General features: G+C 72.7%; 13 protein-coding genes. 6 read left to right on the top strand and 7 right to left on the bottom strand.

Features of this window, described 5'->3' with window-relative positions:
- Nucleotides 1–4: 4 nt before the first annotated feature.
- From C3486_RS11755 to C3486_RS11725, 7 genes are all read right to left on the bottom strand, one after another.
- On the bottom strand, nt 5–409 hold the full coding sequence (locus C3486_RS11755; protein WP_103832576.1) for a hypothetical protein: 405 nt from the start codon (nt 407–409) through the stop codon (nt 5–7).
- Between the two features lie 91 nt (nt 410–500).
- Nucleotides 501–1,316: an alpha/beta fold hydrolase gene (locus tag C3486_RS11750; protein ID WP_103832575.1), complete on the bottom strand. Its 816-nt coding sequence runs from the start codon at nt 1,314–1,316 to the stop codon at nt 501–503.
- Nucleotides 1,317–1,411: 95 nt separating this feature from the next.
- Complete coding sequence (locus C3486_RS11745; RefSeq protein ID WP_103832574.1) at nt 1,412–2,188, bottom strand: succinate dehydrogenase iron-sulfur subunit; 777 nt, start codon at nt 2,186–2,188, stop codon at nt 1,412–1,414.
- Nucleotides 2,188–3,942 carry a succinate dehydrogenase flavoprotein subunit gene (sdhA, locus tag C3486_RS11740; protein WP_103832573.1) on the bottom strand — a complete coding sequence of 585 codons (1,755 nt, stop codon included), beginning with the start codon at nt 3,940–3,942 and terminating at the stop codon, nt 2,188–2,190. The genes C3486_RS11745 and sdhA overlap by 1 nt, the downstream gene beginning before the upstream one ends.
- 20 nt (nt 3,943–3,962) lie before the next feature.
- On the bottom strand, nt 3,963–4,433 hold the full coding sequence (locus tag C3486_RS11735; protein WP_031060017.1) for a succinate dehydrogenase hydrophobic membrane anchor subunit: 471 nt from the start codon (nt 4,431–4,433) through the stop codon (nt 3,963–3,965).
- 9 nt (nt 4,434–4,442) lie between these two features.
- The gene (gene sdhC / locus C3486_RS11730) at nt 4,443–4,823 is read right to left on the bottom strand and encodes a succinate dehydrogenase, cytochrome b556 subunit (RefSeq protein ID WP_030609578.1); all 381 of its coding nucleotides are present in this window, start codon (nt 4,821–4,823) and stop codon (nt 4,443–4,445) included.
- A 180-nt stretch (nt 4,824–5,003) separates the two neighbouring features.
- The gene (locus C3486_RS11725) at nt 5,004–5,528 is read right to left on the bottom strand and encodes a 2-oxo-4-hydroxy-4-carboxy-5-ureidoimidazoline decarboxylase (RefSeq protein WP_181138520.1); all 525 of its coding nucleotides are present in this window, start codon (nt 5,526–5,528) and stop codon (nt 5,004–5,006) included.
- A gap of 311 nt (nt 5,529–5,839) precedes the next feature.
- Between C3486_RS11725 and C3486_RS11720 the strand changes: the two genes are divergently transcribed.
- From C3486_RS11720 to C3486_RS11695, 6 genes are all read left to right on the top strand, one after another.
- Entirely contained in the window at nt 5,840–7,492 is a 1,653-nt protein-coding gene (locus C3486_RS11720) for a glycoside hydrolase family 20 protein (RefSeq protein ID WP_103832571.1), read from the top strand.
- Between the two features lie 361 nt (nt 7,493–7,853).
- A complete protein-coding gene (locus C3486_RS38525) occupies nt 7,854–8,183 on the top strand; it encodes a hypothetical protein (protein WP_308461235.1) in 330 nt (109 codons plus the stop codon).
- A 414-nt stretch (nt 8,184–8,597) separates the two neighbouring features.
- Nucleotides 8,598–9,215, top strand: a complete 618-nt coding sequence (locus tag C3486_RS11710; protein ID WP_103832569.1) for an RNA polymerase sigma factor — start codon at nt 8,598–8,600, stop codon at nt 9,213–9,215.
- Between the two features lie 10 nt (nt 9,216–9,225).
- The gene (locus C3486_RS11705; protein WP_103832568.1) at nt 9,226–10,092 is read left to right on the top strand and encodes a hypothetical protein; all 867 of its coding nucleotides are present in this window, start codon (nt 9,226–9,228) and stop codon (nt 10,090–10,092) included.
- 373 nt (nt 10,093–10,465) lie between these two features.
- The gene (locus tag C3486_RS11700) at nt 10,466–11,260 is read left to right on the top strand and encodes an RNA polymerase sigma factor (protein WP_103832567.1); all 795 of its coding nucleotides are present in this window, start codon (nt 10,466–10,468) and stop codon (nt 11,258–11,260) included.
- Nucleotides 11,260–12,420, top strand: coding sequence for a hypothetical protein (locus C3486_RS11695; protein WP_103832566.1), 1,161 nt, complete (start codon nt 11,260–11,262; stop codon nt 12,418–12,420). Before C3486_RS11700 ends, C3486_RS11695 begins: the two co-directional genes overlap by 1 nt.
- Nucleotides 12,421–12,533 lie beyond the last annotated feature (113 nt).

The following is a 12,533-nucleotide window of genomic DNA, read 5'->3' as shown; positions in this document are numbered from 1 at the left end:
GGCCTCAGGCTCCGGCCGGGGCGGTGAAGCCCTGCGGCTCGACCGGCGGCAGCGGCTCGCGGTCCATGGCGCCGCGGCGGCGGATGCGGCCGAGGACGTAGACGTTGGCCAGGTGCAGGACGCCCAGCACGAGCAGGACCACGCCGAGCTTCACGGACAGTGTCTCGACGAGGGCGCGGGCGGTCGTGACGGGGGCGGCAGCGCGCAGGTACAGCGCGACGAAGCCCAGGTTGACCAGGTAGAAGCCGACGACGAGCAGGTGGTTCACGGCGTCGGCGAGCTTCTCGTTCCCGCGCAGCACGTCGGCCAGGAAGATCCGGCCGTGCCGGCTGAGGGTGCGGGCGACCCAGACGGTCAGCGCGATGCTGACCAGCAGGTAGACCGCGTAGGCAACGACGGTGAGGTCCATGGGACGGCCTTTCTGAACGTGTTCAAATCCCCGTTGTGCTGACCGTAGACCTGTTCTTGAACATGTTCAAGTGCGGGCGCGCCGCGGGGCGTCAGAGACCGTGTTCGGCGAGGAAGTCGGTGATCAGCCGCTCCCACTCCTCGGGGCACTCGTGCATCGGCACGTGGCCGGCGGCGAGCCCGGCGTACCGCGCGCCGGGGATGTGATCGGCGAGGTAACGGGAGTGCGCGGGGTCGACCAGCTGGTCGTGGAGCGTGGCGATGACGAGGGTGGGGACGGCGACGTGCGGCAGATCCGCCCGCGTGTCCAGGGTCCGCACCAGCGCCGCCTGGTCCGCCGAACCGGCCGGCACCAGCTCGGGGCAGGGGTCCAGCAGCGTGTCGACGTCACGGTCCGGCAGCTCGTCGAGGTGGCCGGGGGACCAGCCGCTGAGCGTGCGGGCCAGCGCCAGCCCCGCGTAGTCGTCCTGCTCCAGCAGCCGCAGCCACAGGGCCAGCCAGAGGTCCGTACGGCGGTCGGGCGCCGCCAGGCCCGCGGTGAGGACCAGCCCGCTGACCCGCTGCGGATAGCGGGTCGCGGCGCGCACCGCGACCGCGGCACCGAGCGAGTACCCGACGACCGAGAAGGTCTCCAGCCCGGCCGCCACCGCGCCGTCCACCACCGCGTCGGTGAGGGCATCCAGGGTGAGCGGGCCGGAGGCGCGCGGGGTGCGGCCCGAGCCGGGGTAGTCGGGCGCGACCACGGTGTGGCCGGAGGCGGCGAGTGCCGGTAACAGCCGGGCGTAGTTGTCGTCGATGCTGCCGGTGGCGCCGTGGGCCAGGACGACGCCCGGGCCGGAACCGGTGACGGTGGCGGAGAGCGGGGGCAGGGGCCGGTGCGGGGAGAGGGGGGTGGTGTCGTTCGTCATACGGGAGAGCATTCCCCGGCACGACGGGCGTACCTACGCGAAGGCCCCCGCCCGGAACCAATTCCGGACAGGGGCCCTCGGCAGGCGGACCTGGATCAGAAGCGACGCGTGATCAGCGCGCGCTTCACTTCCTGGATCGCCTTGGTGACCTCGATGCCACGGGGGCACGCGTCGGTGCAGTTGAAGGTCGTACGGCAGCGCCAGACGCCGTCCTTGTCGTTCAGGATCTCCAGGCGCTGCTCGCCCGCCTCGTCACGCGAGTCGAAGATGAAGCGGTGCGCGTTGACGATCGCCGCCGGGCCGAAGTACTGGCCGTCGTTCCAGAACACCGGGCACGAGGACGTGCACGCGGCGCACAGGATGCACTTGGTGGTGTCGTCGAAGCGCTCGCGGTCCTCGGCGGACTGCAGGCGCTCGCGCGTCGGCTCGTTGGTGTCCTTCGTGATCAGGAAGGGCATCACGTCGCGGTACGCCTGGAAGAACGGCTCCATGTCCACGACCAGGTCCTTGAGGACCGTCAGGCCCTTGATGGCCTCGATCGTGATCGGCTTCTCAGGGTTGATGTCCTTGATCAGCGTCTTGCAGGCGAGCCGGTTCTTGCCGTTGATCCGCATGGCGTCGGAGCCGCAGATGCCGTGCGCGCAGGAGCGGCGGAAGGTCAGCGTGCCGTCCTGCTCCCACTTGATCTTGTGCAGACCGTCGAGCACGCGCTCCTTGGGGTCCAGCTCCAGCTGGAAGTCCTGCCACGACGCGTCCGCCGAGACCTCCGGGTTGAACCGGCGGATCCGGAAGGTCACAGTGATCTTCTGGAGTGCGGTGCTCTCGGCCGCGTCCAGCGCCGCCGAGTGCTTGTCAAGCGTGGGGGTGCTCATCAGTACTTACGCTCCATCGGCTGGTAGCGGGTCTGGACGACCGGCTTGTAGTCGAGACGGATCGACTCCTTGCCGTCAGCGCCGACCTCGCGGTACGCCATGGTGTGCCGCATGAAGTTGACGTCGTCGCGGTTCGGGTAGTCCTCGCGGTAGTGACCGCCGCGGGACTCCTTGCGGGCCAGCGCGGAGACCGCCATGACCTCGGCCAGGTCGAGCAGGTTGCCCAGCTCGATGGCCTCCAGCAGGTCGGTGTTGAAGCGCTTGCCCTTGTCCTGGATGGACACGTTCATGTAGCGCTCGCGCAGCTCGCCGATCTTCTCGACCGCGGTCTTGATCGTCTGCTCGGTGCGGAACACCATCACGTTGGCGTCCATGCACTCCTGCAGCTCCGTGCGGAGCTTGACGACGCTCTCGGTGCCGTTGGAGTTGCGCAGCCGCTCGACCTGGTCCTGGACCTGCTTGGCCGGGTCCTCGGGCAGCTCGACGAACTCGTTCTTGTGGGCGTACTCCGCGGCGGCGATGCCCGCGCGGCGGCCGAAGACGTTGATGTCGAGCAGCGAGTTGGTGCCCAGGCGGTTGGCGCCGTGCACGGAGACGCAGGCGACCTCGCCGGCGGCGTACAGGCCCGGCACGACGGTGGTGTTGTCGGCCAGCACCTCACCCTCGACGTTGGTCGGGATGCCGCCCATGGCGTAGTGCGCGGTCGGCTGGATCGGAATCGGGTCCGTGTAGGGCTCGATGCCGAGGTAGGTCCGCGCGAACTCGGTGATGTCGGGCAGCTTGGCGTCCAGCTGCTCCGGCGGCAGGTGGGTGAGGTCGAGGTAGACGTGGTCGCCCTCGGGACCGCAGCCACGGCCCTCGCGGATCTCCGTGTAGATGGAGCGCGAGACGACGTCACGCGAGGCGAGGTCCTTCATGACCGGCGCGTACTTCTCCATGAAGCGCTCGCCGTCCTTGTTGCGGAGGATGCCGCCCTCACCACGGGCGCCCTCCGTCAGCAGGATGCCCATCCGCCAGATGCCGGTCGGGTGGAACTGGAAGAACTCCATGTCCTCCAGCGGCAGCCCGCGGCGCCAGGCGGCGGCCTGGCCGTCACCGGTCAGGGTGTGCGCGTTGGAGGTCACCTTGAAGAACTTGCCGGTGCCGCCGGACGCGAAGATGATCGACTTCGCCTGGAAGACGTGGATCTCGCCGGTCGCCAGCTCGTAGGCGACGACACCGGCGGACTTCCGGACCCCGTCGACCTCGTTGAGCAGCAGATCCAGGACGTAGAACTCGTTGAAGAACTCCACGCCCTCCTTGACGCAGTTCTGGTACAGCGTCTGGAGGATCATGTGGCCGGTGCGGTCCGAGGCGTAGCAGGACCGGCGGACCGGGGCCTCACCGTGGTTACGGGAGTGACCGCCGAAGCGGCGCTGGTCGATCGTGCCGTTCGGGGTGCGGTTGAACGGCAGGCCCATCTTCTCCAGGTCGAGGACGGAGTCGATGGCCTCCTTCGCGAGGATCTCGGCGGCGTCCTGGTCGACCAGGTAGTCGCCGCCCTTGATCGTGTCGAAGGTGTGCCACTCCCAGTTGTCCTCCTCGACGTTGGCGAGGGCGGCGGCCATGCCGCCCTGCGCCGCGCCGGTGTGGGAGCGGGTGGGGTAGAGCTTCGTCAGGACGGCGGTGCGGCTGCGCTTCGTCGCCTCGATGGCGGCGCGCATGCCGGCGCCACCCGCGCCGACGATGACGGTGTCGTACTTGTGGATCTTCATTGTTCCAGTCAGCCCCGGCTTTAGCGGATGTTCGGGTCGAAGGTGAAGATCACCAGCGTGCCCAGAAGGACGGTGAACACCGTGGCGGCGTACAGCAGCATCTTCAGCCAGAAGCGGGTGTTGTCCCGCTGCGCGTAGTCGTTGATGACCGTGCGCAGGCCGTTGGCGCCGTGCAGCATCGCGAGCCACAGCATGATCAGGTCCCAGGCCTGCCAGAACGGCGAGGCCCAGCGACCGGCCACGAAGGCGAAGCCGATCTTGCTCACGCCGCCGTCCAGCACCAGCTGGAGCAGCAGGTGACCGAGGACCAGGACGACGAGCACGATGCCGGACAGCCGCATGAAGAGCCAGCCGTACAGCTCGAAGTTGGTCCGGGTCGACCGCGGGGTCTTCTTGGTACGGGCGCGGGGCGGCTCGATGACGGGAGCCGGGTTGTCCACGTCGTACAGGGACACGGAGTCGTTCACAGGAGTCGTCTCAGCAGAGGACATCGCGCTTCATCAGCTCCCGAACAGCGTGCGCAGGGTGTGCTGCAGCACGGGGTAGAAGGCGCCGGCCATCAGGACCAGCCAGACACCGACAACGGTCCACAGCAGCTGCTTCTGGTACTTGGTGCCCTTCGACCAGAAGTCCACGGCGACGACGCGCAGGCCGTTGAGTGCGTGGAAGAGGATGGCGGCCACCAGGCCGTACTCCATCACGTTGACGAGGGGCGTCTTGTACGTGGCGACGACGTCGTCATAAGCCTCGGGGGAGACGCGAACGAGAGCGGTGTCGAGCACGTGCACGAACAGGAAGAAGAAAATGAGGACGCCGGTGACTCGGTGAGCCACCCAGGACCACATACCTTCCCGGCCGCGATACAGCGTTCCAGCCGGCACGGAAAAACCCTCCGGGAGCGGGGACTGGGGCCTGCCGGCTTCACTGTCGGTCTGGCCCGGCCGGGTACGGTCCACCGGCCCTGGCCATCGTAGCGACGACTTGTCGGTTACTCGCGCCGGGGTCCTCAGGTGTGATCAAACAAGCACGGACGGGCTATCGGACAGGGAGGAAACAGTCCATCACGGACGATGGCCCACAAGATGGGCGAGGCGCCCCCGGGCGATCCGGCGCAGCTCCTCGGCCACGACGGCCCGCTCCTCCTCCGGCTCGTGCGCCAGCCGGTCCCGGATGCCGCTCAGCACGTGGTCCAGCAGCTCGTCCTCGCGCAGCCCGTCCAGGCAGATCACGAAGACATGGCGGAACCGGCGCTCGTACTCGGCGTGCGCGGCGCGCAGCGCGGTGTGGGCCGCGAGGGTGCCGCGGCCGCGGGCGCCCGCGAGCGGCTGCGGCGAGACGGACTCCTCGGCGAGGGCTTCGGTGAGGTCCTCGGGGCTGAGGTCGTAGCTGGCCTCGTCGGCGGCGGCGAGCAGTGCGTCCAGGTCGGGATACGGGCGGTGCGCGGCGAGCCTGCGGGCCCAGCGGCGGCTGCCGCAGCAGGCCAGCAGCGCGGTCTCGGCGGCTCCGGCGTCGGCCGAATTCAAGCGGTCGAGCCCCGGCGCGCCGTCCGGTGCCACCCGCGGCGGCCGGCACGTCTGCGAGGGTATGCCGGACCGGGGAGCGGGCAGGGTGCCGGGCCGGGCCGGGGACTCGTCGGACAGGGCGATCTCCTCGGGCGGTCAGGGCGGCGCGTCGCGCCGGGAACGCCACGCCGGGGGTGGCGAGATCCCTGGGGAACGAGAGACTGACGGTGCTTCTGGGGGTGGAGTTCGGGTGAGTCGTCACCGTAACGACGCGAGACGGACCTTGTCCGACGGATGCGCGAATTTCACCCGGATGAGAGAGCTTTCGCGCGCGTAGTGGACGTGACGTTTCTCTGGCTGGCAATACTTCGCCCTGGAAAGGGAGGTTTGCGTAGATGAGGAAGTTGACGGCATGGGTGGCCCTGGCCGCCTCCGCTGTGACCATCACCGGCTGCTCCGACTCCGGACAGCGCGGCGGCAGCGGCAGCCAGGATTCGAAGTCGCCCACGTCCGCCGCGTCCTCGGCCGCGCCCACGCCACGCTGGGCCCCGGTCAAGGGGACACCGCGCACCGTCCCCGCCGTCCGCTCCTTCAAGGCGGCCGACGGGCGCGGCTGGCGGGTCTCGAAGAACGCCCGCGTCGTCGTCCCCGCCGGCCAGGACAGTCCGCTCGCCGACGAGGCCCGCCGGCTCGCCGCCGAGCTGGGCGGCCTGCGGCTGTCCTGGCGGGACGACGCCCGGCCCGGCGACATCGAGCTGGAGATCTCCGGCAAGGGCAAGGCCGCCGGACAGAACAACGCGGCCCCCGCGAGCACCGCCGACGAGGCGTACACGATCATCGCCAGGGACACCCGGCTCACCCTGACCGCGCCCACCGACACCGGCGTCTTCAACGCCACCCGCACGGTCCTGCAGTCCGTACGCGCCACCAAGGGCGTCCCCGAGGGCACCATCGAGGACCGGCCCGACCGTGCCCAGCGCGGCCTGCTCGTGGACACGGCGCGCAAGCACTTCACCGCCGACTGGCTGGAGAAGCGCATCCGCGAGATGGCCGACCTCAAGCTCAACCAGCTGCAGCTGCACTTCTCCGACGACCAGGCGTTCCGCATCGAGAGCGCCAGCCACCCGGAGATCGTCTCCAAGGACCACCTGACCAAGGACCAGGTCCGCCACCTGGTACGGCTCGCCCGCGAGCTGCACATCACCGTCATCCCCGAGCTGGACTCGCCCGGCCACCTCGGCGCGGTGATCGACAAGCACCCCTCGCTCCAGCTGCGCAGCGCCGCCGGCACCGCCCAGCGCGGCGCCATCGACATCTCCGAGCCGGAGGCCGCCCGGATCGTCGACGACCTGATGCGGGAGTACGCGAAGCTGTTCGCCGAGGAGGGCGTGCCCGGACCGCACTGGCACCTGGGCGGCGACGAGTACCGCGCCCTCACCGTGAAGTCGCCCGGCACCACCTACCCGCAGCTCGCCCGCGCCGCCACGAAGAAGTACGGCGCGAAGGCGACCGTGGAGGACCTGACGACCGGCTGGCTCAACGACCGCGAGAAGACCCTGCGCAAGGCGGGCGTGCGGCAGATCGAGGCGTGGAACGACGGCTTCCACGACAGCAAGGTGACCACCCCGGCCAAGGACCGCACGGTGGCGTACTGGACCGGCAAGGAGATCGGCGCGAACGACCCGGCCGCGTTCCTCGAGGAGGGACGCAAGGTCGTGAACCTCAACGACGAGTACCTCTACTACGTGCTCGGCCAGCCGAACGACTTCACGTACCCGACCGGCGAGCGGATCTACAAGGAGTGGACCCCGGCGGTGCTGCGCGGCACCAAGCCCGTGCCCGCCTCGCTCGCCGGGCCCGACCGGGTGCCCGGCGCCCGGCTCGGCGTCTGGTGCGACCTCGCCCAGGCCCAGACCGCCGACCAGGTCGCCCGCGGCATCCGGATGCCGCTCGCCGCGCTCGCCCAGAAGGTCTGGGACCCGCGGAAGCCGCAGCTGTCCTGGCCGGACTTCAAGGCACGGGCCGCCACGGTGGCGCCCGCGCGCTGAGCGGAGACGGACGTACGCCTTCCTCCCGGTCTGTCACGGTCCGCTGTGACGTTCCCGCGCCCCGGCACGCAGTACGGCCCAGCAAGGGACTGCCCGGCGAAGGGGAAGGCGTACGTCATGAGCCTGGTGGAACTGGTCGCGCGCGGACGCGCGCGGGCTGGCGGCGAGCGGCCTCGCCTGCCTGGACCGCTGTCTGCCGCTCCTCGGCGCCGGCGACGACGCGCTGCGCCCGCTGTGGGCGAGCCTCGCGGCCGACGGCGCGGCGTGGGGGCCCCAGCTGACCGCGGTACGGGCCCTGCTGCCCGACGGACCGGCGGACGCCGCGCCGGGCGAGGCCGAGCCGGCCCTGCTGGCCCAGCGCATGGTGGACGCCGCGCCGGCCAGCCGCACCGACGAGGCCGCGCTCCGCGCCTGGGCCGAGGACTGCTCGCTCGCGGCGCTCCGCATCCACCACCTGCTGGACCCCGCGGGCCGGGCGGACGAGGACGCGCCGTCCCTGGAGGACCGCCGCGCGGGCCGTACGGAGGGCATGACCCCGCTGGTCGAGGCCGAACTGCGCCGCCAGACGACGATCCTGGAACTGCTGGCCGGAGAGAACCCCGTCGGCCTGCGCCAGGCCGTGGAGATCTCCGCCGAGGGCCGCCGGGTCATGCGCGCGGTCTGCTCCCGCCAGGCCCGCGGGACCGTCTGAGCGGTGCGGCGCCTGCCTGGTGCCGCGACGGACCGGTCCGCCGGGCCGGTGCCGTCGGGCCGGCGCCGCTGGGCCGGTGCCGTCGGACCTGCGTCGTCCGGCCGGTGTTGTTCGGCTGACGGGTGCCGTCCGGCTGACCGGTGTTGTTCGGCTGACGGGCGTCGTCTGACTGGCCGGTGTGGTCCGGCCGACCGGTGCGGTCCCGTTGACGGGCGCCGTCCGACCGTGCTGTCGGAGCGGCGCCGTCCGATGATGCTGTGCGGCCGGGCCGTGCGGTCGGCCCCCGGCGTCGCACGCGTAACACTGTGACATTTCCGTCTGTCCCGACGCTGATGTCATCGGGGGCGCAGACGCCCTGATCCGGGTCATGCCCCCACGGGTGGCGCGGACCCACACGTACGAAGAGGACAGCGGTTGGGCCGAGGGGAATCCCGTCGCGCGCAGGCGCGCGACGCGGAGCTGGGCGCGGCCGTGGCACGGGCGCAGCAGGGCGACGAGGCCGCCTTCGCGGCCGCGTACCGCCTGGTGCAGCCGGGACTCCTCGGCTACCTGCGCGGACTCGTCGGCGAGGAGGCCGAGGACGTGGCGGCCGAGGCGTGGCTGGAGATCGCCCGCGACCTCGGGCGGTTCCGCGGGGACGGCGCGGGGTTCCGCGGCTGGACCGCGACCATCGCCCGGCACCGGGCGCTGGACCTGCTGCGCCGGCAGAAGGCACGGCCGCGCGCGGCCGGGCTCGAACCGGAGCTGGCCGAGCTGCCGGGGCCGCACAGCACCTTCGAGCAGGCCCTGGAGACCCTCTCGACCGAACGGGTGCTGGCACTGATCGCGGGGCTGCCGCGCGAGCAGGGCGAGGCGGTGCTGCTGCGCGTCGTCGTCGGTCTCGACGGCCCGGCGGCCGCCCGCGTCCTGGGCAAGCGCCCCGGCGCCGTGCGGACGTCGGTCCACCGCGGGCTGCGGCGGCTGGCGGAGGAGCTGGGCGGCGGCGCGGACGGGGGCGACGGAAGCGGTACGAGGAACAAACGGAGAAGGTGAGGGGCCACGCATGGGTGGCGGTTCCAGGAGCGCCGGCGCGGCGTCCGGTGACGACGACGGGGGCGGCCCCGCCGCGCTGGGCGAACTGCTCGGCGCCGCGGTGCGTGCCGGTTCCCCCGTCACGCCCGAGGGGGAACGGCGGGCGGTCGCCGCGTTCCGCGCGGCCCAGGAGGCCCGGCAGCAGGCGGCGGGCACCCGGCGGCGGGACGACTGGCGCCCGCGTACGGTCCGGCGCGCCGGACTGCCGGTGCGCGCCGCGGTCGGCGCGCTGCTGGCGTCGGTGACGCTGGGCGGCGTCGCGGCGGCGGCCATGGGCACCTTCCCCGGCAGCACGCCGGAACGGCCCCGCCCCTCGCACACGGCGCCCGGCAGCGCCACGCCACCGTCCCTGCGCCCCGACTCGTCGACGGACCCCGTCATCCCGCTCGTCTCGCCCCCGCCCGTACCGCCGGGCCACCTGCCGGGGCACGGCGAGAAGCAGCACGGCGCGAAGGGCCACGGGAAGCACGGCAACCACGGGGAGCACGGCAAGCACGGCAAGGGCCGGGACGGCAGCCACGGCGACCAGGGCAAGGGCCGGGACGGCGGCCAGGGCACGGGCCACGGCCACGAGCAGCCGGGTGAGCCGGGCAGGAGCCAGGGCCACACGAAGCCGGACGGGCCCGCGCACCCGCAGTCGGCGAAGCAGCCCGAGAAGGCGGCCCAGGCCGAACGGCGGGCGAAGGCGAAGAAGGCCCGGCAGGCCCGCCGGCCGAAGCAGGACCGCCCGACGAAGCAGGACGAGCGCGGGGCGGAGAAGGACGAGCGCGGGAAGAAGGCTCCGGGCGCCGAGCGGTCCGCCGCGCCGGAGAACGGGCGCGGGCACCGGGAGAAGTGAGGAAGGGGACGGCCGGGGCCGCCACCCCCCACAGGAGAGGCCCCGGCCGTCGCTCAGGGAGGGCGGCGTCGCGCCCTCACCCTCTACAGCGCCGACGGCGCCGAAAGCGTCACAGCCGCGTCACGCGCCGTGCGGACGGCCGCATCCCGGCGACTCTGGACGCAGGGCGGCCGATGCCCGTAACGTGCAGGTCCGCGCCGGTCGGTGCGCCCGTCGCGCGTCATACGGCGGCCCGGCGGGGCCGGCGGACGGCCGGGCGTACTTACTTCGGCGTACGGGGCACCACGGGATACCGTCGGCGCCAGCAGCAGTTCCTTTACCTGCGGTAGCCGGGCGCCGGCAGCAGACGCAGGCAGCAACGACCGGGCAGCGGATGTTCCGCGTGCGACAGGATGGACCCGTGCAAGGGGACGACACTCAGCCGGACGACAGCCGGTTGACGGTCGCCGTACAGGCGGCACAGGACGGCGACGAGGCGGCCTTCCGCACCGTCTACCGAGCCGTACATCCGCGTCTTCTCGGATATGTACGGACTTTGGTGGGCGAAGCGGACGCAGAGGATGTCGCCTCCGAGGCCTGGCTGCAGATCACCCGTGACCTCGCCCGGTTCAGCGGTGACGCCGACCGCTTCCGCGGCTGGGCCGCCCGCATCGCACGCAACCGCGCCCTGGACCACATCCGCATGCGCGGCCGCCGCCCGGCCATCGGCGGTGACGAGACCGAACTGGCCGACAAGCCGGGCCCGTCAGACACGGTCGGCGAGGCCCTGGAGTCGCTCGGCACGGGGCGCGCCTTCCGGCTGATCTCCCAGCTCCCGCAGGACCAGGCCGAGGCGGTGGTGCTGCGCGTGGTCGTCGGGCTCGACGCCAAGTCCGCGGCCGGCGTCCTCGGCAAGCGCCCGGGGGCCGTGCGCACGGCGGCCCACCGCGGACTGCGCCGCCTCGCCGAGCTGATCACCGGGCCGGGCGAGGGCCAGGAGGCCGCTGAAGCCGGTGTTCCGGCGGAGCAACCCGAACACCTTCCCGACCGTCCTTCACCAGGGAAGGGGCCGGCCGGCGGGCCCGTGGGCGAGGTGCCTCTGCAGCGCCGCGGGGGCCGGTCCGGGGGAACGGAACCGTGCGTACCCGGTGTGACGGAAACGGCCGCACGTACGCAGAAGGACATGTGATGGCCGACGACCGGTACAGCTGGCTCGACGAGGACGCCGCGGAGCGCTTGCTGCGTGGCGAACGGGTCGATGCCGGACGCGGCCACGGCGCACGGGAGCTCGACGACCTGCTCTCCGCGGCCGCCATGACCGCGGCGGCGCCCGCCCCCGGCACGGCGCTCCCGGGCGAGGAGGCCGCCGTCGCCGCCTTCCGGCAGGCTTCGGCGGGCCGGTCTACGCGCGACACTGCCGCGGCGGGAAACGTGGCCGAGGAAGCGGCGGAGGACGGGATACCCGTGGTGCGGCGCGTGCCCGGCGGCGCGTCCCGCACCGAACGCTCCCGCATCGGCCGCCCCTTCCGGCGCGGCCTCGCCGTCGCCCTGGCCGGCTGCGCCCTCGGCGGCGTGGCGGTGGCCGCAGGTACCGGCGTCCTCCCCACCCCCTTCCACAGCGGCGAGCCCGCGCCGTCCCCCAGCGTCTCGGCCGCCGTCACCCCGAGCCCGCTGGAGAGCCGGGCGCACGACACCGACGGACCCGACGGCGGCACCCGCTCCCCGCAGGCCGACCCGGAGTCCGCCGACCCGGCCACGCCCGCGTCACCCGGCGCCACGGGCGGCCGGCCGAGCCCCGGCGACGGCACCGTACGGCTGCCGGTCCCCGACCTCACCCCCGGCGGGGGCGGGCTGGACGGCGGCGACAAGGCCGAACGGCGCGCTGCCGCACTCGCCTTCTGCCGCGACTACGCCGCGGGCCGCACCCCGGCCGCCGACCCCGAGCGGGTGCGCGGACTGGAGCGCGCGGCGGGCGGCACGGAGAAGCTGCGCCTGCTCTGCAAGCAGTACGTCCAGAAGAACGGCCTCACCGGGGGCGGGCTCGGCGGCTCCCACACGACGACCGGCGGGACCGGCGGTTCCTCCGACGGCGGCTCGTCCGACGGCGGTTCGTCCGGGGACGGCGGCTCCGGCGGCAGCGGAGACACCGGGGGCTCCGCGGGCACCGGGGAGGACCAGAGCTCGGGCGGCCAGGGCGGTGACGACGACGGCAGCCACCAGGGCTACGCGCCGGGCGTGAGCGTCTCCCCGTCGCCGCTGGAGGACTCGTCGGCCGACCCGTCACCGTCGGAGACGGCCTCGCCGGAGCAGGCGGCGACCCCCTCCGCCACACCGTCCCCGACCGGCTGACCCCCCTCCTGACCAACCGGTGTGACGTTTTTGGAGCCGGTGACGCTGTACGTACTGAAGCCGACTGGTCATCGGCTGCGCGGGAGCCGGGGTTCCCCCCGTACCTACGGCAC

Origin of the sequence: Streptomyces sp. Ru73 (assembly GCF_002920575.1) — a bacterium.
Taxonomy (GTDB): domain Bacteria; phylum Actinomycetota; class Actinomycetes; order Streptomycetales; family Streptomycetaceae; genus Streptomyces.
The sequence above is the reverse complement of the archived record's forward strand: the minus strand, read 5'-3'. Positions and strand labels throughout refer to the sequence as shown.

What these genes read in the sequence shown, in the direction of transcription:
- C3486_RS11755 (WP_103832576.1), bottom strand. Translation starts at nt 409, where the DNA reads ATGGACCTCACCGTCGTTGCCTACGCGGTCTACCTGCTGGTCAGCATC.
- C3486_RS11750 (WP_103832575.1), bottom strand. Translation starts at nt 1,316, where the DNA reads ATGACGAACGACACCACCCCCCTCTCCCCGCACCGGCCCCTGCCCCCG.
- C3486_RS11745 (WP_103832574.1), bottom strand. Translation starts at nt 2,188, where the DNA reads ATGAGCACCCCCACGCTTGACAAGCACTCGGCGGCGCTGGACGCGGCC.
- sdhA (WP_103832573.1), bottom strand. Translation starts at nt 3,942, where the DNA reads ATGAAGATCCACAAGTACGACACCGTCATCGTCGGCGCGGGTGGCGCC.
- C3486_RS11735 (WP_031060017.1), bottom strand. Translation starts at nt 4,433, where the DNA reads ATGTCCTCTGCTGAGACGACTCCTGTGAACGACTCCGTGTCCCTGTAC.
- C3486_RS11720 (WP_103832571.1), top strand. Translation starts at nt 5,840, where the DNA reads ATGAGGAAGTTGACGGCATGGGTGGCCCTGGCCGCCTCCGCTGTGACC.
- C3486_RS38525 (WP_308461235.1), top strand. Translation starts at nt 7,854, where the DNA reads ATGGTGGACGCCGCGCCGGCCAGCCGCACCGACGAGGCCGCGCTCCGC.
- C3486_RS11705 (WP_103832568.1), top strand. Translation starts at nt 9,226, where the DNA reads ATGGGTGGCGGTTCCAGGAGCGCCGGCGCGGCGTCCGGTGACGACGAC.
- C3486_RS11700 (WP_103832567.1), top strand. Translation starts at nt 10,466, where the DNA reads ATGTTCCGCGTGCGACAGGATGGACCCGTGCAAGGGGACGACACTCAG.
- C3486_RS11695 (WP_103832566.1), top strand. Translation starts at nt 11,260, where the DNA reads ATGGCCGACGACCGGTACAGCTGGCTCGACGAGGACGCCGCGGAGCGC.